The sequence below is a fragment of the Azospirillum agricola genome, from assembly GCF_017876095.1.
Taxonomy (GTDB): Bacteria; Pseudomonadota; Alphaproteobacteria; order Azospirillales; family Azospirillaceae; genus Azospirillum; species Azospirillum agricola.
Genome location: NZ_JAGINM010000002.1, coordinates 116,072 through 134,171, shown reverse-complemented (window position 1 = coordinate 134,171; position 18,100 = coordinate 116,072). Strand labels below are relative to the sequence as shown.

Genomic DNA, 18,100 nt, shown 5'->3' with positions numbered 1-18,100 from the left:
CGGAGGATGCCCTCTCCCGCCCCGGGAGAGGGAAGGGGCCCGCCGCGAAGCGGTGGGAAGGGTGAGGGGCCATGTGGACATGGATTAAGTACCACGCCCGATAGCCCCTCACCCTCCCCGCTTCGCGGGTCCCCTCCCTCTCCCGGGGCGGGAGAGGGCGAGCATATCACCCCGCCGCCTCGACCGCCCGCTTCGCCATCACGGTGACGAGGTGCGCGCGGTACTCGGCACTGGCGTGCAGGTCGGCGTTCAGGCCGTCGGTGCCGACCGACAACCCGTTCAGCGCCTCGGCCCGGAAGTCGGCGGCCAGCGCGGTCTCGAACGCCCCGGCGCGGAAGACGGATCCGCCGGCCCCCGTCACCGCGACGCGGACCTCCGCCCCGAAGCGCGCCACGAAGACGCCGACGATGGCGTAGCGGCTGGCCGGGTTGCGGAACTTGGCGTAGGCCGCTTTGTCAGGAGCGGCGAAGCGCACCGCCCTGACGATCTCCCCCGGCTCCAGCGCCGTCTCGAACATGCCGGTGAAGAACTCGTCGCCGGCGATCTCCCTCCGGTCGGTCAGCACGGTGCCCTTCAGCGCCACCACCGCCGCCGGGTAGTCGGCCGACGGGTCGGCGTTGGCGATGGAGCCGCCGAGCGTTCCCATGTTGCGGACCTGCCGGTCGCCGATTCCCTCGGCGAGGCTCGCCAGCGCCGGGATGACGCGGTGAACGAGGTCGGAATGGGCGACCTCGGCGTGGCGGGTAAAGGCGCCGATCTCCAGCCCGCCGCCGGCCTCGCGGATGCCCTTCAGCTCGGGGATGGCGCCGAGGTCGATCAGGTCGGACGGCCGGGCCAGCCGCTGCTTGAGCGTCGGCAGCAGGGTCTGCCCGCCGCCGAGCAGCTTGGCGTCCTCGGCCTGGAGGGCGGCGGCGGCCTCGGCGAGGGACCTGGGCCGCTGGTACGAGAATGCGTACATCGGGTCTTCTCCTTATTCCTCGGCGGTCATTCGGCGGCCATGGCGGGCGTCGCGGCCTGGATCACGCGCCAGACCTTCTCCGGCGTGGCCGGCATGTCCATATGGGTGACGCCATAGGCCGCCAACGCGTCGACCACCGCGTTCATCACGGCGGCCGAGGCGCCGATGGTCCCGGCCTCGCCGCAGCCCTTCACGCCCAGCGGGTTGTGGGTGCAGGGCTGGTCCTCGTGGTAGCGCACGGTGAAGGACGGCACGTCGTCGGCGCGCGGCATGCAGTAGTCCATGTAGGAACCGGTCAGCAGCTGCCCGGACTCGTCGTAGACGCAGTTCTCGAACAGCGCCTGCCCGATGCCCTGGACCAGCCCGCCATGCACCTGCCCCTCGACGATCAGCGGGTTGATGACCCGGCCGAAATCATCGACGGCGGCGAAGGCGACCACCTCGGTCACGCCGGTCTCGGGGTCGATCTCCACCTCGCAGACGTGGCAGCCGTTGGGGTAGGTGAAGTTCTTCGGGTCGTAGAAGGCCTGCTCGTCCAGCCCCGGCTCCAGTTCGTCGAGCGGGAAATTGTGCGGGACGTAGGCTTGCAGCGCGATGTCGCCGATGCCGAGCCCCTTGTCGGTGCCGGCGACGGTGAAGCGGCCATCCTTGACCTCGATGTCGCTCTCGGCCGCCTCCAGCATGTGGGCGGCGATCTTCCTGGCCTTGCGCTCGACCTTGTCCATCGCCTTGACCAGCGCCGACCCGCCGACCGCCAGCGAGCGCGAACCGTAGGTGCCCATGCCGAAGGGGATCTTGGCGGTGTCGCCGTGAACGATCTCGACATTCTCGATGGGGATGCCGAAACGCTCGGCGACGAGCTGGGCGAAGGTCGTCTCGTGGCCCTGGCCATGGCTGTGCGAGCCGGTGAAGACCGTCACCGAGCCGGTCGGGTGAAAGCGCACCTCGGCGCACTCGTACAGCCCCGCCCGCGCGCCGAGCGCCCCGGCGACGTTGCTGGGGGCGATGCCGCAGGCCTCGATGTAGGTGGCGAAGCCGATGCCGCGCAGCTTGCCCTTGGCCCGGGACGCCGCCTTGCGCGCCTGGAAGCCGTCGTAATCGACCAGCGGCAGGGCGATCTCCAGATTCTTGGCGAAGTCGCCGGTGTCGTATTGCAGGGCGACCGGCGTCTGGTAGGGCATCGCCTCGGCCGGAACGAAGTTGCGCCGCCGGATCTCGGTGCGGTCGAGCCCGGCGACTCCCGCCGCGACGTCGACCAGCCGCTCGATCAGGTAGCAGGCTTCCGGACGGCCGGCGCCACGGTAGGCGTCCACCGGGGCGGTGTTGGTGAAGACCGCCTTGACCTCGGCGTAGATCGCCGGGGTCTTGTACTGGCCGGCCAGCAGGGTGGCGTAGAGGTAGGTCGGGATCGACGGCGCGAAGGTCGACAGATAGGCGCCGAGGTTGGCCAGGGTGGACACCCGCAGCCCCAGGAAATGCCCATCCTTGTCCATCGCCATCTCGGCGTGGCTGACATGGTCGCGGCCGTGCGCGTCGGTCAGGAAGCTCTCCGAACGGTCGGCGGTCCATTTCACCGGGCGCCCGATCCGGCGCGCCGCCCAGGTGACGACGGCCTCCTCGCCGTAATGGAAGATCTTCGAGCCGAAGCCGCCGCCGACGTCCGGCGCGACGACGCGCAGCTTGTGCTCGGGAATGCCCAGCACGAAGGCGCCCATCAGCAGGCGGATGACGTGCGGGTTCTGGCTGGTGGTGGTCAGCGTGTAGTCGCCGGTCGCCGCGTCATACTCGCCGAGCGCCGCGCGCGGCTCCATCGCGTTGGGGACCAGCCGGTTGTTCACGAGGTCGATGCGGGCGACGTGCGCCGCCTGCGCGAAGGCCGCGTCCACCGCCGCCTTGTCGCCGAGATGCCAGTCGTAGCAGACGTTGCCCGGCGCATCGTCATGGACCAGCGCCGCCGCGCCCTCGACCGCGCGGGTGGAGGAGGCGACCGCCGGCAGCTCCTCGTACTCGACGACGACCAGCTCGGCGGCGTCGCGCGCCTGCTCGCGGGTCTCGGCGATGACCACGGCCACCGCGTCGCCGACGTAGCGCACGCGGCCGCGCGCCAGCGGGAAATGCCCCGGCTCCTTCATCGGCGAGCCGTCCTTGGAGTGGATCTGCCAGCCGCAGGGCAGGCTGCCGACCTTGTCGGCCTCCATGTCGGCGCCGGTCAGCACGGCGACGACGCCGGGGGCGGCCAGCGCCTCGGCGGCGTCGATTCCCTTGACCAGGGCGTGCGCGTAGGGCGAGCGGACATGCACCGCATGGGTCATGTTCGGGCGCTTGAAATCGTCCGTGTAGCTGCCGCGGCCGGTCAGAAACCGCTGGTCCTCGCGCCGGCGCACCGGGGCGCCGATGCCGTTGGGGTTCGCCATCTCGTGAATCCTCCCATCGGAACGCTTTTTCTTCGCAAGACAGGTGCGGTTGCCGCGCCTTACTCCGCCGCGACCTTCGCCGACTCGGTCCCGGCCATCGCCTCGGCCCCGGCCATCACCGCCTTGACGATGTTGTGGTAGCCGGTGCAGCGGCAGATGTTGCCCTCCAGACCCTCGCGGATTTCCTGCTCGGTCGGGCTGGGGTTGTCGCGCACCAGATCGACGGCGCTCATCACCATGCCCGGCGTGCAGAAGCCGCATTGCAGCCCGTGATGCTCGCGGAAGGCGGCCTGCATCGGGTGCAGCGTGCCGTCGGCCGCCGCCAGCCCCTCGATGGTGGTGACGGCGGCGCCGTCGGCCTGGAGCGCCAGCGCGGTGCAGGACTTCACCGACCGCCCGTCGACATGAACGACGCAGGCGCCGCACTGGCTGGTGTCGCACCCGACATGGGTGCCCGTCAGGCCCAGGGTTTCGCGCAGGAAGGTGACGAGCAGGGTGCGCTCCTCCACCTCGCGCGTGACCGTCTTGCCGTTGACGGTCATCGTAACGGTACTCGGCATTGGATACCTCCCGCTGGCTAACTCTTGGCTGGCAGTCGTGTCGGCCGGTCCGCCTCTTGAGATGGTCCCTTGCGGATGTCGGCGGTCATTCCACCGCAAGGATAGGGTAATCCTCCCCGCCGAGGTCAAGCGGTCCTATGGCCGTCGGCCGAAAGAATGGCATTGAAACGGTATATGACTCGGATTGTACGTACTGGCGCGCAATTTTGCTCCGCGTTACAGTGGCTTGGCAAGAGCCCGCGATCAACGCGGACGCAAACGGCCTCAAAACGTCCCCTCAAAAAGCCTCTTGGGAGAAAACGCATGAAACGCTTCGCCGCCGCTGTCGGAGTCTGCCTGTTCGTGGCGCTGCCGGCCCAGGCCGAATCCTTCATCACCGTGCTGACCGGGGGCACCAGCGGCGTCTACTACCCGCTGGGCGTGGCGCTCTCCAACGTCTACGGCAAGGCGCTGCCGGGGGCCAAGGTGACGGCGCAGGCGACCAAGGCGTCGGTCGAGAACCTCAACCTGCTCCAGGCCGGGCGCGGCGAGATCGGCTTCACGCTCGGCGATTCGCTGAGCGACGCCTGGAAGGGCAACGAGGAGGTCGGCTTCAAGGCCAAGCTGGAGAAGCTGCGCACCATCGCCGCCATCTACCCCAACTACATCCAGGTGGTGGCGACCAAGGATTCGGGCATCAAGACGCTGGCCGACCTGAAGGGCAAGCGCGTGTCGGTCGGCGCGCCCAAATCGGGGACGGAGCTGAACGCGCGGGCGATCTTCAACGCCGCCGGCCTCGCCTACAAGGATTTCGCCAAGACCGAGTATCTGCCCTTCGGCGAATCGGTCGATCTGATGAAGAACCGCCAGCTCGACGCGACGCTGATCTCGGCGGGGCTGGGCGTCGCCGCCATCAAGGATCTGTCGGCCTCGCAGGAGGTCACCGTCGTCACCATCCCGGCGGACGTCATCGCCAAGGTCGGCGACCCCGCCTACATCGCGGAGACGGTGCCGGCCAACACCTACCCCGGACAGACGGAAGCGGTTCCGACCGCCGCGGTGCGCAACCTGCTGGTCACCCATTCCGGCGTGTCGGACGACGCGGCCTACGCGATGACCAAGACGTTGTTCGAGAATCTCGACGCGCTGGCCGCCGCCCATGTCGCCGCCAAGCAGATCAAGCTGGACGCCACCGCCACCCAGTCGCCGGTGCCGCTGCATCCCGGCGCCGCCAAGTTCTACAAGGAAAAGGGCCTGATGTGATCGGGTGCCGGCCGGAGTCGCCGCGTTGACCACCAAACCGGGCGAGGCGGACGCCCAGATCCGCCAGGCCATCGACCGCGAGAACCCGTCCACCGTCGCCGCCTTCGAGGGCTTCGACGGGCGGGCGGTGTTCGCCATCGCCGTCGCCTTCTCCGCCTTCCAGCTCTGGACCGCCGCCTTCAACCCCGTGTCCAGCATGGTGGTGCGGTCGGTGCATGTCGGCTTCCTGCTGCTGATGACCTTCGCCCTGTTCGGTTTCCGTCAGGAGGCGGCGCGCAAGCGGGTGCCCTGGTACGACTGGCTGCTCGGCCTGACCGCCTTCGGCACCGGCCTGTACCACTATGTGTTCGAGGTCGAGCTGATCCAGCGCTCGGGGGATCCCAGCACCGCCGACCTGATCGTCGGCGCCATCGCGGTGGCGCTGGTCTTCGAGGCGGCGCGGCGCATCATGGGGCTGGCGCTGCCGATCATGTGCGGCGTCTTCATCCCCTACGCGCTGTTCGGGCGCCATCTGCCCTTCGGGCTCGGGCATCGCGGCTACGACCTGGATCAGGTCATCGACACCCTGTTCCTGTCCACGGAAGGCATCTACGGCACGCCGACCTTCGTCTCGGCGAGCTACATCTTCCTGTTCATCCTGTTCGGCGCCTTTCTGGAGCGGGCCGGGATGATCAAGCTGTTCAACGACGTCTCGCTCGGGCTGGTCGGCCACGCCAAGGGCGGGCCGGCCAAGGTGGCGGTGATCTCGTCCGGCCTGATGGGCACCATCAACGGGTCGGGCGTCGCCAACGTGCTGACCACCGGCCAGTTCACCATCCCGCTGATGATGCGCTTCGGCTACCGCCCGGCCTTCGCCGGCGCGGTCGAGGCGACCGCCAGCATGGGCGGCCAGCTGATGCCGCCCGTCATGGGCGCCGCCGCCTTCATCATGGCGGAGACCATCGGCGTGCCCTACAGCGAGGTGGCGATCGCCGCGGCGATCCCGGCCATCCTCTATTTCGGCAGCGCCTTCTGGATGGTCCATCTGGAGGCCGGCATGCGCAACCTCGTCGGGCTGCCGCGCGAGCAGTGCCCCAGCGCGCTGCGGGCGGTGGTCGAGGGCTGGTACCTGCTGCTGCCGCTGGCGGCGCTGATCTACCTGCTGTTCTCCGGCTTCACGCCGCTGTTCGCGGGGGTGATCGGCATCGCGGCGACGGCGGCGCTGATCCTCGGCATGAGCATCGCCGGCGCCGTCGGCGCCACGGCGTTGCGCGTCGCCTTCTGGGTCGTCGTCGGGCTGGTCGCGGCAGGGCTGTGGCGGCTCGGCCTGCGCACCGAGCATCTCGCCTTCGCCATGGTGGCGCTGCTGATCGTTCCCTGCCTGCTGTTCCGGGGCGGGCGGGAGACGCTGCGGCTGGTCGTCAACAGCGTCGCGGACGGCGCCAAGAACGCCATCGGCGTCGGCGTCGCCTGCGCGCTGGTCGGCGTGCTGATCGGCATGATGACGCTGACCGGGCTGGCGTCGAGCTTCGCCTCGACCATCGTCGAGTGGTCGGGCGGCAACCTGCTGGCGGCGCTGGTGCTGACGATGATCGCCTGCATCGTGCTGGGCACCGGCCTGCCGACGACGGCCAACTACATCATCACCGCGTCCATCGCGGCGCCGGCCCTGCTGACCATGGGCGTGCCGCTGATCGTCAGCCACATGTTCGTCTTCTATTTCGGCATCATGGCCGATCTGACGCCGCCGGTGGCGCTGGCGGCGCTGGCGGCCTCGTCGATCTGCAAGGCCGACCACATGGACATCGGCTGGATCGCCACCCGCGTCGCCATGGCCGGCTACGTCGTGCCCTTCATGGCGGTCTACGACCCGGCGCTGGTGCTGCAAACCGGCGACTGGCTGGCGGTGGCCTATGTGTTCGGCAAGGCCTGCATCGCCATCGCGCTCTGGGGGGCGGCGACCATCGGCTTCTTCTGGACGCCGCTGCCGCTGGCGGCGCGCGTCTACGCGGCCGCCACCGCCTTCCTGTTCGTGCTGGCCCTGCCGCTGACCGACGAGGCCGCCTTCGCGATGACCGGCCTGTTCCTGCTCTGGCAGCACCGGCGGCGGCGGACCCAGACGTCCCTGCGGGCGGCGTGAGCGGATCGCTGTGCCTGACGGCCCTCGGCGGCGCGCTGCTCGCGGCGCTGCCGGGGCCGTCCTTCACCCTGTCCTGGACGCACTCCATCGAAAAGACCGAGTGGCGGGAGGAGTGGCGGGTCGACTCCGGCCGCCTCGTTCCCGTCGAGGCCAGCGTGCGCGGCACCGGCGCCGGCATGGAGCCGGGGCCGGACGCCCGCCTGACCGCCGACGGCTGGTGGGTGTGGGTGCCCGGCCTGCCGCCGCAGGAGGGCGTGACGCTCGCCGCCTCGTCCTTCACCGCCGATCATCGCCTGTGCGCGGACGGCCTCTGCAAGCCGCTCGCCGACTGGACCGGGCGGCGGGACACGGCGGTGACGTTGCGCGCCTGCCCGTGAGGCGGTCTCGAAGACCGGAAAAACCCCCTTACGGCGTGAGGTCGAGCGACCAGATCTGATCGACGAGATCATGGCCGAACCGGTGATTCGGCGTCTCCCGGGTCATCACGAAGCCGGCGCGCCGATAGAGTCGGCAGGCGGCGGTCAGCACGCTGACGGTCCAGAGCTCCAACCGCCCATAGCCCAGTTCGCGCGCCCGCGCGACGCAGGCCGCGACCAGCTGCCCGCCGACTCCCATGCCGCGCGCGTCGGATTCGACGTAGAGCAGGCGGAGCTTGGCGACACCGGGCTCCTCGCCGCGCACCAGGAACACCGAGCCCACCATCCGGCCGCCTGCCTCCGCGATCCAGGCATCGTCCTTCCCAGGATCGAAGGCGTCGTGGAAGTCGGCCAGGATGCGGGCGACCAGCGCCTCGTAATCGCCGGTCCACCCGTATTCGGAGCTGTAGAGGATCGCCTGGCGGGCGGTGACGAGGCCGAGGTCGCCCGGCCGCAGCCCCCGGAGCGTCACCGTGGGCTCGTCACCGTCGAAGACCTCGTTGATGGCGACCGCCGCCGACAGGAGGCGGGAGCGCTGGAACGGAGCCAGGCTTTCGATGAGCGTCCCGACCGCCGCGCGCGTGCTGGCTTCGAGGGCCGCGAAGGCGGCTCGCCCCTCCTCGGTGAGGGAAAGAAGCTGGTGACGCCCATGGGCCGGGTTCTCGCGGACCGTGACGAGGCCACGGTCGAGGAACCGCTTGACGGTCCGGCTGAGCTGGGCCGGGTCGAGGCGCAGCGCGCGGGCGATCTCCGCCGCCGTCGGGCTGGTCCGGTTCGCCAGCTCGTACAGGATGCGCGCCTCGCTGAGGGTGAAGGGGCTGCCGTCGTAGGTGGCGTCGAGAAGCCCCAGGCGGCTCGTGTAGGTCCGATTGAAAGCGCGCAACGTCGCGACGTCCCGGTCGTGCTGAGCGGTCATGGGGCCTCCAGTGTTGATTCAATCAATATTCAACAATGTTGATCGAGTCAATATTATCCGGCCGGCGTTTCCCCACCCCACGCCGGACACCCGCCGGCGGGCAGGGCAGGGGGGTGAGGCTTGGCGACCCGCCGGGCCCCGCCGCCTCGCTTGCGCTTGGGCTCGTTCACCCCGCATACTCCCGACCCTTCCGCCAGCCGACAATTCGGACCCATGACGAACCTGCCCTCCATCCCCCGCCTTGCCGCGGCCGCGCTCGCGCTGGCGGGCTTCCTTCTGGCCGGAGCGCCCGGCCTCGCCCTGGCCGCGGAAGCCGGCGCGCCGCATCTCGACGGGCGCGCGATGGGCGTGCTGTGGGTCGTGCCCTTCGCCGGCATCCTGCTGTCGATCGCGCTGTTCCCGCTGCTGGCCCCGCTGGTCTGGCACCATCATTTCGGCAAGATCTCGGCCGCCTGGGCGCTGGCCTTCCTGCTGCCCTTCGCCGCCGTCTTCGGGGTCGGGCTGGCGACCTACGAGCTTCTGCACACGCTGCTGCTGGAATACATCCCCTTCATCGTGCTGCTGACCGCGCTGTTCACGGTGGCCGGCGGCGTGCGGCTGACCGGATCGCTGGTCGGCACGCCGCTGGCCAACACGGTGGGGCTGGCGCTGGGGACCGCGCTGGCCAGCGTGATGGGGACGACCGGCGCCTCGATGCTGCTGATCCGGCCGCTGCTGCGCGCCAACGAGCACCGCCGCCACAAGGTCCACACCGTCGTCTTCTTCATCTTCCTGGTGTCGAACGTCGGCGGCTCGCTGACGCCGCTCGGCGACCCGCCGCTGTTCCTGGGCTTCCTGAAGGGCGTCGACTTCTTCTGGCCGACGGTCCATCTGCTCGGGCCGATGGTCTTCCTGTCGGCGCTGCTGCTGGCGATCTATTTCGCCCTCGACCTGTTCCTCCACACCCGCGATCCCGGCAAGCATCCGCTGATCGAGGGCGTGCACGAACGCGAGCCGGTGCGCATCGAGGGCGGCGTCAATCTGCTGCTGCTGGCCGCCATCGTCGGCGCCGTGCTGCTGAGCGGCGTCTGGCATCCCGGCACCGGCGTCACGCTGTACCATGTCGCGGTGCCGCTGGAGACCATCGTCTCGCAGATCCTGCTGATCGCGATCACGCTGCTGTCGCTGAGGCTGACCAGCGCCAGGAGCCGCAGCCTCAACGGCTTCAGCTGGGGCCCGATCCTGGAGGTCGCCAAGCTGTTCGCGGCGATCTTCCTGACCATCATCCCGGCCATCGCCATCCTGAAGGCCGGCACCGACGGCGCGCTCGGCGCCATCATCGCCGCCGTGAACGACAACGGCAAGCCGAACCCCGCCGCCTATTTCTGGGCGACCGGCATCCTGTCGAGCTTCCTCGACAACGCGCCGACCTACCTGATCTTCTTCAACACGGCCGGCGGCGACGCGCAGGTCCTGATGGGCGATCTGGCGCTGACCCTGACCGCGATCTCGGCCGGCGCGGTGTTCATGGGGGCGAACAGCTACATCGGCAACGCCCCCAACTTCATGGTCAAGGCGATCGCCGAGGAACGCGGCGTCGCCATGCCCAGCTTCTTCGGCTACATGGTGTGGTCCTGCGGCATCCTGATGCCGCTGCTGGGCCTGACGACCCTGGTGTTCTTCGTGTGAGAGGGCAGGCGAGGGCGCCTCAGCCCTCGCCGCGTTCCTCCCGCTTGGCCTGCCGCCAGAAGGCTTCCATCTCGTCGAGCGTGGCGTCCTGCGGCTTGCGGCCCTGTTCGCCGAGCAGCGCCTCGATGCGGTGGAAGCGGCGCTCGAACTTGGCGTTGGTGCCGCGCAGCGCCGATTCAGGCTCGACCTTCAGGCGGCGCGCCAGATTGACCAGGGCGAACAGCAGGTCGCCCAGCTCGTCGGCGACCCGCTCCTGGGCCGAGCCGGCGTCCATCTCGGCCCGCAATTCCCGGACCTCCTCCTCGATCTTGTCGAGGATGTCGCGGGCGTCGGTCCAGTCGAAGCCGACCCGCGCCGCGCGGTTCTGCAATTTGAGGGCGCGGGTCAGGGCGGGCAGGGCGGGGATGACGCCCTCCAGCGCCGACGGGGCGCGGCCCTCCTCGGCGGCCTTGGCGGCGCGCTCGGCGGCCTTGTGCTCCTCCCAGCGCGAGGTCTGGTGGTCGGCGGTCCTGACCTCCTCGGGACCGAAGACGTGCGGATGGCGGCGGATCATCTTGTCGGTGATGACGCCGGCGACCTCCTCGAAGTCGAACAGACCCTCCTCGCGCGCCATCTGGCTGTAATAGACGACCTGGAACAGCAGATCGCCCAGTTCCTCCCGCAGCGCCGCCTTGTCGTCCTTCTCGATGGCGTCGGCGACCTCGTAGGCTTCCTCGATGGTGTGCGGCGCGATGGTCCTGTAGGTCTGCACCAGATCCCAGGGGCAGCCGCCGTTCGGGTCGCGCAGCCGCGCCATGACGTCGATGAGCCGGTCGATGTTGCGGGTCATGGAATGCGGTCTCCGGAACGGGAACGAATGGAATGAAGGCGGATCGGGAGCGCGACGATAACCGAGCCGTCAGGGCATGGGAAGACCGGGGCAAGATGTTGCAAACCTCGCTGCCGGTCCCTGTCCGTAACAGAACCTACCCCGCGTACACAGGATAATCACATAATCAGCATTATGGAAAATATTGAGCGATTGGCACGCTCGCGTCATGGTTCCGGTTGGGCGCTGGAATCCCGTTGAACGCGAACAAGATGCCTTATGTACAATTGGCCGACTCCCTTCCTGTCGCGGGATGTGACATCCTGTCAACTGCATGGCCGGAGAGCCCGGCGACACCCCCAACGATGATGGAGCATCAATGCCACCGAATCCGAACCGGCCTTTGTGGCGCGCATCATCCTCGGCACCGCAACCACCGGATCGGCCCTCCGGAGCCGCCACCCCCACGGTTGCGCGCCTGTCGCCGCCAACCCCGCCCGGCCTCATTCCGGTCCAAATGAAGAGAAAAGATTGGGGCCAGGGCCATCACCAGGCGCTTCCTTCGGCGGCTTTCGGCCAAGGGCGGGCGCCGAAGAAGCCGGAGACGCCGGGATGGCCGCAACCCGCCTTGGTGGCCGGCCCGCGAACCATTCAGCGCTGCAACCGGAATTCCGCTCCGGCCCATCAGCCGCCAGGAGCCGGCGCGCGGCCCCCGGCGGCGGGCCATCATCCCTTCCGCCCCGGCGTCGTCCAGGCCATGGACGTGCAGAACCCGGTCTCCCCGGAGCAGAGGCAGGTGGTCGAGCAAGGAAACATTCCTCAAGAAGCCTATCAAGCTTCAGAGAAGCAAATGATGGATTTAAGAAATGTCATGAGAAAATGGAACAATTCCCTTCCCAGTGTGGCCACCTTTAGAAATGAAACCTCTGTGTTTTTTGAAATATCATACACACTGGCGTTCGGACAAATCATCAACAATCTTGCTTTTTTCCATGCGGCGCGAACACAAGAAGAAAAAATCATAAGAGCAAACCACCTGATCCTATCCTGCAATTACTGGCTTCGAAAGGCGAACGTCAAGACCAAGGATTCAAAACCGCTGGATTACGTCAACAACGGCCGGCTACCCAAGGGTGACTTGAAGCTCAAGGGTGCGGAAAGCCGCCGCGTGCCGATTCTTGCACTGAGCGTCCTGTTGTCGAATTGGCTGAACGGCCAGGGCAAGGCGGACACCATCTCCTCGATCATCGACAGCATGACGATACCGAATCAGGGCATGACCTCCGACCATGGTTCCAAGGACGTCATATGGTGGGACAAATACGCCGGGAAGCGAGTTCCCGAAACGATCAAGACGCAGGAATTGCGCAGCGGAGGTTCCTTCGATGACATCGACGAAAGGCTGGTCAGTCTCGACAACGATAGCCAGAAACGGATTGCCAAGCTGATTTTCAGGAATGGCGTGGCCTACAGGTGGGGCAACAACGACTTTGGGAAAATCGACGACGTCGGCTACGCCCCGTTCAACACATCCTCTTCCGGCGTTCATTTTGTGATGGATCGCCGTGGCCGGATTTACGCGGGAACGCTGTCGAACGCCTTCTTCGTCCATTCCTCCCTCGTGGGCTTCGCCGACGCCCTCTCCGCCGGCTTCATCGTTGCCAAACAGGGCAAGATCACCGGCATCAAGAACGACAGCGGACACTACAAGCCGAGAGCCGAGGAGATGGTCAAGGCGCTGCAACGGCTGGAGCTTTACGGGGTGAACCTGTCCGGCGTGACCGTCGAGCGGCTCCACGGCACCCATCCGCTGGGCGGCCGGGTGTTCTCCGCCGCCGACATCCTCAACGCACCTTCCGGAAAATGGCCGGACGAGGGGGTTTGACCACGCCTGACGGCATGGGAGGCAGCGCAGGGCCGCGTCGCAACCGCTTCCGGTCCGTCCTCCGATGCACTATCGTCGGCGCCGGCGATGGACACCGGAAGATTTGGCGGCGTGCGACAGTTCGACATGGCGATGGCGCGTTTCAAGGCGGGGCTTCTCATCGGGACGGCCTTGTTGGTGGTTGGATTCCTCGGCACCGGAAGCAGCGCGGCGCAAAGCCTGTCCTGCGCGAAGCCGGCGACAGCGGTGGACCGCACGCTCTGCGCCAGCGCCGATCTGAAGATCGCCGTCGAGGATGTCGCGACGGCGTTGCGCGACACGCTGGCCAACACGCCGACGGCCGACCGCGAAGCCGTCACCCGCGCCCAGCAGGCGTTCCTGGCGGAGCGCGACCGGCTGTGCGCCGACCGCTCCGGCCTCGCCGCCTGCCGCCAGTCCTACGAGAAGCGCGTCGCCGACCTCCAGGCGCAGAACAGCGCCGCGCAGAAGAAGCTGGCCGCCGTCGCCGCCGGGATTCCCAGGGATCCGAAGGCCGCCGCCGCCGCCCTGCAACGCTACGACGGCGCCGCCGCCAAGGCATGGCAGGTCTATCTGCTTCATTCGGGCCTACTTCAACCCCAGGGCGCCGACCGCGAGGCGACGGTGCGCGCCCTGGTCGCCTCGGTGATCGACAAGGACCTGCCGCCCGACCCGGAGTTGAAGGAGGAGATGCGCAACCTCGGCGACGTGGCGACGGCGCCCCTCGGCACGGCGCTTCTGTTCCTGCGCCATGTCCTGTCGACCACCGAGATGGAGGCGCCCTGCTTCCTCTTCACCCGGCACGGCCAGCCGGCCTTCGAGGCGTTCGGCCCCTTCTGGGGGAACAGCCGCGACGCCTCCCCCGCCCTGTGCGAACCGCCCTCCTCCCTCTACGACCTGCCGGAATGGCAGCGGATCGAGGCGCGCCTCGCGCCCGCCGTCGATCCGGCCCTGGAGGAGCGCGGCAGCATCCGCGAAGGCTACGAACGGCAGTTCGCGGTCGACAACCTGCAAGCCTCGCTGGTTCCCAGCACCCTGCTGGAAGCGCCCCATTCGCCGGAGGCCCGCAAGGCCGCCGAGCAGCGCAAGGCGGCGGTGAGCGCCTTCCGGGCCTGGAGCGACTTCGCGGTCTGGCCGGAGGCCGACCACAAGGCGGTCGTCGCCGCCCTGCCCGCCGCCCAGGCCGCGACGGCACGGATCTACCGGGAGAAGTTCGGCCTGAACCAGCAGACGGCCGATCAGGCCGCCCGCGCCGCCTCCGACCGCTTCATCGCCGCCCGGCTGGGCCTGCTGATGCCGGACGACTGATCCGGAGCGGCCGGACCGGCCGCCGGCTATCTGTCACCGTCTCTTCGGCCATCGTCTATTCGGCCGCCTGCGGGCGCATCGGCTGGGCGATGTCGCCCTTGCGGTTCAGCGCCTTGGCCAGCGCGTCGACACGGCGCTGCACCGCCTCGCCCGACGGCACGGTCCCGTCGTCGGGCAGGGTCAGCACCAGACGCTCGCCGACGACCTTCAGGCTGGTCCGCTCCAGCAGCGCGGTGGCGCCGCCCGACAGCGTGTGCGCCAGCCGAAGCGCCAGCCCGAGCACCAGCGCCTTCAGCCCCTGCCCTTCGCTCAGCAGCGAGCGGGCGCCCAGCGTCTGCGGCGAATCGACGGTGCCGGCGTAGCGGGCGTAGGCGGCCAGCGCCAGGAAGGCCCGCTCGTCATGGTCGAGCGCCGGGAACGGGTAGCGCAGGATGCGCAGAAAGGCGTGCTCGGCGCGGTAGTCGGGATGCTCGGCCCAGCCGACGTCGCTCAGCAGGCAGGCGGCGTGGCGCAGCCGGGTGGCGTTGTCGTCCTCGCCGGCGAACAGCCCGGCGGTCCAGTCCAGCAGCAGCGACGGGTCGCCCATCCGCACGAAACGCTGCGCCCAGTCCGCGGCCGAGGCCAGCAGCGGATCGACGCGCCGGCCTTCCGGCGTCAGCAGCGAATAGAGATGCCCCTCGCGCAGGCCGTAGGCGGAGAACACCACCCTGGACGGCTGGGCCGCGCGCAGCAGCCGTTCGAACACCAGCGCCGCGAAGGGCAGCGTGTCGAGCCGCCGCCGCGACCCCGACAGCTTTTCCAGCGACGAGCGGCTCTGCCGGCCCATCAGGGACGCGAACTCCCGCGCCTCGCCGGCCGGCATGCTGTAATGGTGGATGATGTGCAGCGGGTGGCTGGTCTGCTCCATGTGCAGCTTGGCGATGGCGCGCCAGCTTCCGCCCACCGGGTAAAAGGGCCGTCCCTTCGCCTTGCCGAGCCAGGGCAGCGATTCCAGATGCTGGTCGATCAGCCGGACCAGCCCGTTCTGGCGGGTCACCCCGGTTTCCATCAGACGCAGCGGTCCGAGCGGCAGGGTCACCTGCTCGCCGATGGCGCCGCGGTCGAGCGTGACCAGCTCCAGGCTGCCGCCGCCGAGGTCGCCGACCAGCCCGTCGGCCTCCGGCGTGCCGGACAGCACGCCCATGGCGGACAGCCGGGCCTCCTCCTCGCCGCTGATGACGCGGACGGTCAGGCCGGTCGACCGCTCGACCCGTTCGACGAAGGCGGCGCCGTCGCGGGCGTCGCGGACCGCCGCCGTGGCGATCACGTCCAGCCTCGCCACCCGCATGCCGGCGGCGAGGCGGGCGAAGCGCTCCAGCGCGGTGAGCCCCTGGGCAACGCCGTCCGGGTTGAGGTTGCCGGTCTTCTCCACCCCGCGCCCGAGGCCGCACAGCACCTTCTCGTTGAACAGCGCCAGCGGCGACCGGATCAGCCCGTCATAGACGACCAGCCGGATCGAGTTCGACCCGATGTCGATCACCGCGACCCGGCCGCCCGAGTTCCCAAGGGCTAAATCCCCGCCGGCGCCTTCGGCCGGTGAGACCGTGCGATTGTCCATCCCCATCGTCGTCGACTCCGTCACCCGAACCTCAGGACACCGTACGCAACATCAAACGCGGAGGCGTCTTTTTGTTGCTCAAGGCGCTTCCCCGGCCCGACAGGCTGGGGTTGGTCATGAAGTAATTGTGGACGCTGAAGGCGTCCGGGCCAGCCTTGATGCGGTGGTACACGCCGTCGGGGCCGAGCTTCCAGCTGCTGGCGTCGTCCTTCAGGTTGGCGACCATGATCTGGTCGAGCACCTGCTCGTGCACGGTCGGGTTCTCGATGGGGATCAGCGTCTCGATGCGGCGGTCGAGGTTGCGGGTCATCCAGTCGGCCGAGGAGATGAACAGCTTGGCCTGCGGGCTGGGCAGCCCGTGGCCGTTGCCGAAGCAGATCACCCGGCCATGCTCCAGGAATCGGCCGACGATGCTGCGCACCCGGATGTTCTCCGACAGGCCCGGTACGCCCGGCCGCAGGCAGCAGATGCCGCGGATCACCATGTCGATCTGCACGCCGGCCTGCGACGCCTTGTAGAGTTGGTCGATGATGGTCGGATCGACCAGCGAGTTCAGCTTCACCCAGATGGCGGCCGGCCGCCCGGCGGCGGCGTGGGCCATCTCCGCCTGGATCAGCTCGGCCAGCCGCTGGCGCAGCGTGATCGGGGCGATGGCGATCTTCTCCAGCACCTTCGGCGTGGCGTAGCCGGTCATGAAGTTGAACATCACCGCCGCGTCGTGGCAGAGCGCCGGGTCGCAGGTGAAGAAGGACAGGTCGGTGTAGATCTTGGCGGTGATCGGGTGGTAGTTGCCGGTCCCGAAATGCACGTAGCTGCGCAGCGCCTTCTTCTCGCGCCGCACCACCATCGACACCTTGGCGTGGGTCTTGAGGTCGACGAAGCCGTAGACCACCTGGGCGCCGGCGCGTTCCAGGTCGCGGGCCCAGCGGATGTTGGCCTCCTCGTCGAAGCGGGCCTTCAGCTCGACCAGCGCCGTCACCGACTTGCCGGCCTCGGCCGCCTCGATCAATGCCGCGACGATCGGGCTGTCCTTGCTGGTGCGGTAGAGCGTCTGCTTGATGGCGACGACCTGCGGGTCGCGCGCCGCCTGCCGGACGAACTGCACCACCACGTCGAAGCTCTCGTACGGGTGGTGGACCACCAGATCCTTGTGGCGGATCGCCGCGAAGCAGTCGCCGCCGAAGTCGCGGATGCGCTCGGGGAAGCGGGCGTTGAAGGGGCGGAACACCAGATCCGGCCGCTCGTCGACGATCAGGTTCTTGGTGTCGGTCAGGCCGATCAGCCCGTCGAGGCTGAAGACGTCCTCGCTGACGACGTTCAATTCATGCCGCAGGAACTCGCGCAGGTCGGCGGCCATGCCGCTGTCGGTCTCCAGCCGGATCACGCTGCCGCGCCGGCGCCGCTTCAGCGCCGTCTCGAAGGTGCGGACCAGATCCTCGGCCTCCTCCTCGATCTCGATCTCGCTGTCGCGCAGCACCCGGAAGACGCCGTTGCCCTTGACCTGGAACGGAGGGAACAGGCGGTCGATGAACAGCATCACCACCTTCTCCAGCTGGACGAAGCGGATGTCCGAGCCGGGCAGACGGATGAAGCGCTCGATCTGCGAGGGCAACGGCACCAGCGCGTCGATGTGGCGCCCCTTCACCGGGTCGTGCAGCTGGAGCGCCAGCGAGAAGCCCAGGTTGGGCAGGAAGGGGAAGGGGTGGGCCGGATCGACGGCGATCGGCGTCAGGATCGGGAAGATGTCGTCGAGGAACTTGGCCTCCAGCCAGTCCTTCTCGCCCTCGGTCAGTTCGTCGGGGTCGGCGACGGTGATGTTGGCCTCGCGCAGGTCGCCCTTCAGCGAGCGCCACATCGCCTGCTGGCTCGCCATCAGCTCGACGATGCGCTGTTTCACCGCACTCAGCTGCTGGGCCGGAGTGAGGTTTTCCGGGCTGGGAGTCTTCACTCCGGCCGCCACCTGCCCCTTCAGGCCGGCGACTCGGACCATGTAGAACTCGTCCAGGTTGCTGGCCGAGATCGACAGGAAACGCAGCCGTTCCAACAGCGGGTGGTTCGGATTTTCAGCTTCGTCCAGGACCCGCTGGTTGAAGGCCAGCCACGACAGTTCGCGATTGATGAAGCGCTCCGGCGCGGTGGCTTCGATGCAGACCGTTTCGAGATCCTGGAGATTGGTCACGGCACCCTCTGA

General features: G+C 68.5%; 13 protein-coding genes. 6 read left to right on the top strand and 7 right to left on the bottom strand.

The window, feature by feature from the left end; all coding sequences use genetic code 11:
* Positions 1–166: 166 nt before the first annotated feature.
* The 3 genes from J2847_RS02990 to J2847_RS02980 are packed head-to-tail and all read right to left on the bottom strand — an operon-like array spanning position 167 to position 3,932.
* Complete coding sequence (locus J2847_RS02990; protein WP_209776900.1) at positions 167–958, bottom strand: FAD binding domain-containing protein; 792 nt, start codon at positions 956–958, stop codon at positions 167–169.
* 26 nt (positions 959–984) lie between these two features.
* Positions 985–3,372 carry a xanthine dehydrogenase family protein molybdopterin-binding subunit gene (locus J2847_RS02985; RefSeq protein ID WP_209776898.1) on the bottom strand — a complete coding sequence of 796 codons (2,388 nt, stop codon included), beginning with the start codon at positions 3,370–3,372 and terminating at the stop codon, positions 985–987.
* Between the two features lie 59 nt (positions 3,373–3,431).
* Positions 3,432–3,932 carry a (2Fe-2S)-binding protein gene (locus tag J2847_RS02980; RefSeq protein ID WP_085556766.1) on the bottom strand — a complete coding sequence of 167 codons (501 nt, stop codon included), beginning with the start codon at positions 3,930–3,932 and terminating at the stop codon, positions 3,432–3,434.
* Between the two features lie 303 nt (positions 3,933–4,235).
* Between J2847_RS02980 and J2847_RS02975 the strand changes: the two genes are divergently transcribed.
* From J2847_RS02975 to J2847_RS02965, 3 genes are read left to right on the top strand one after another with little or no spacing between them, the layout of a single operon-like run.
* Positions 4,236–5,174: a TAXI family TRAP transporter solute-binding subunit gene (locus tag J2847_RS02975; RefSeq protein WP_209776897.1), complete on the top strand. Its 939-nt coding sequence runs from the start codon at positions 4,236–4,238 to the stop codon at positions 5,172–5,174.
* Positions 5,175–5,199: 25 nt separating this feature from the next.
* Positions 5,200–7,293, top strand: coding sequence for a TRAP transporter permease (locus J2847_RS02970; protein ID WP_209776895.1), 2,094 nt, complete (start codon positions 5,200–5,202; stop codon positions 7,291–7,293).
* The gene (locus J2847_RS02965) at positions 7,290–7,670 is read left to right on the top strand and encodes a DUF1850 domain-containing protein (RefSeq protein WP_209776894.1); all 381 of its coding nucleotides are present in this window, start codon (positions 7,290–7,292) and stop codon (positions 7,668–7,670) included. Before J2847_RS02970 ends, J2847_RS02965 begins: the two co-directional genes overlap by 4 nt.
* A gap of 28 nt (positions 7,671–7,698) precedes the next feature.
* On the opposite strand, the gene J2847_RS02960 is transcribed toward J2847_RS02965, so the two are convergent.
* The gene (locus J2847_RS02960; protein WP_209776892.1) at positions 7,699–8,625 is read right to left on the bottom strand and encodes a bifunctional helix-turn-helix transcriptional regulator/GNAT family N-acetyltransferase; all 927 of its coding nucleotides are present in this window, start codon (positions 8,623–8,625) and stop codon (positions 7,699–7,701) included.
* A 213-nt stretch (positions 8,626–8,838) separates the two neighbouring features.
* Here J2847_RS02960 and J2847_RS02955 point away from each other — a divergent pair, with 213 nt between their 5' ends.
* Positions 8,839–10,293 carry a sodium:proton antiporter gene (locus J2847_RS02955; RefSeq protein WP_209776891.1) on the top strand — a complete coding sequence of 485 codons (1,455 nt, stop codon included), beginning with the start codon at positions 8,839–8,841 and terminating at the stop codon, positions 10,291–10,293.
* A 19-nt stretch (positions 10,294–10,312) separates the two neighbouring features.
* Here J2847_RS02955 and mazG read toward each other — a convergent pair whose 3' ends face one another.
* Positions 10,313–11,122 carry a nucleoside triphosphate pyrophosphohydrolase gene (gene mazG / locus J2847_RS02950; RefSeq protein WP_209776889.1) on the bottom strand — a complete coding sequence of 270 codons (810 nt, stop codon included), beginning with the start codon at positions 11,120–11,122 and terminating at the stop codon, positions 10,313–10,315.
* A 358-nt stretch (positions 11,123–11,480) separates the two neighbouring features.
* Here mazG and J2847_RS02945 point away from each other — a divergent pair, with 358 nt between their 5' ends.
* Both J2847_RS02945 and J2847_RS02940 read left to right on the top strand, forming a co-directional pair.
* Positions 11,481–12,986, top strand: a complete 1,506-nt coding sequence (locus tag J2847_RS02945; RefSeq protein WP_209776887.1) for a hypothetical protein — start codon at positions 11,481–11,483, stop codon at positions 12,984–12,986.
* A 111-nt stretch (positions 12,987–13,097) separates the two neighbouring features.
* Positions 13,098–14,312, top strand: a complete 1,215-nt coding sequence (locus tag J2847_RS02940; RefSeq protein WP_209776886.1) for a lysozyme inhibitor LprI family protein — start codon at positions 13,098–13,100, stop codon at positions 14,310–14,312.
* A 55-nt stretch (positions 14,313–14,367) separates the two neighbouring features.
* On the opposite strand, the gene ppx is transcribed toward J2847_RS02940, so the two are convergent.
* Together ppx and J2847_RS02930 are read right to left on the bottom strand one after the other, a co-directional pair.
* The gene (gene ppx / locus J2847_RS02935; RefSeq protein WP_209776884.1) at positions 14,368–15,915 is read right to left on the bottom strand and encodes an exopolyphosphatase; all 1,548 of its coding nucleotides are present in this window, start codon (positions 15,913–15,915) and stop codon (positions 14,368–14,370) included.
* Between the two features lie 25 nt (positions 15,916–15,940).
* Positions 15,941–18,088 (bottom strand): RNA degradosome polyphosphate kinase, encoded by a 2,148-nt coding sequence (locus J2847_RS02930; RefSeq protein WP_209776882.1) that lies wholly within the window; start codon positions 18,086–18,088, stop codon positions 15,941–15,943.
* Positions 18,089–18,100 lie beyond the last annotated feature (12 nt).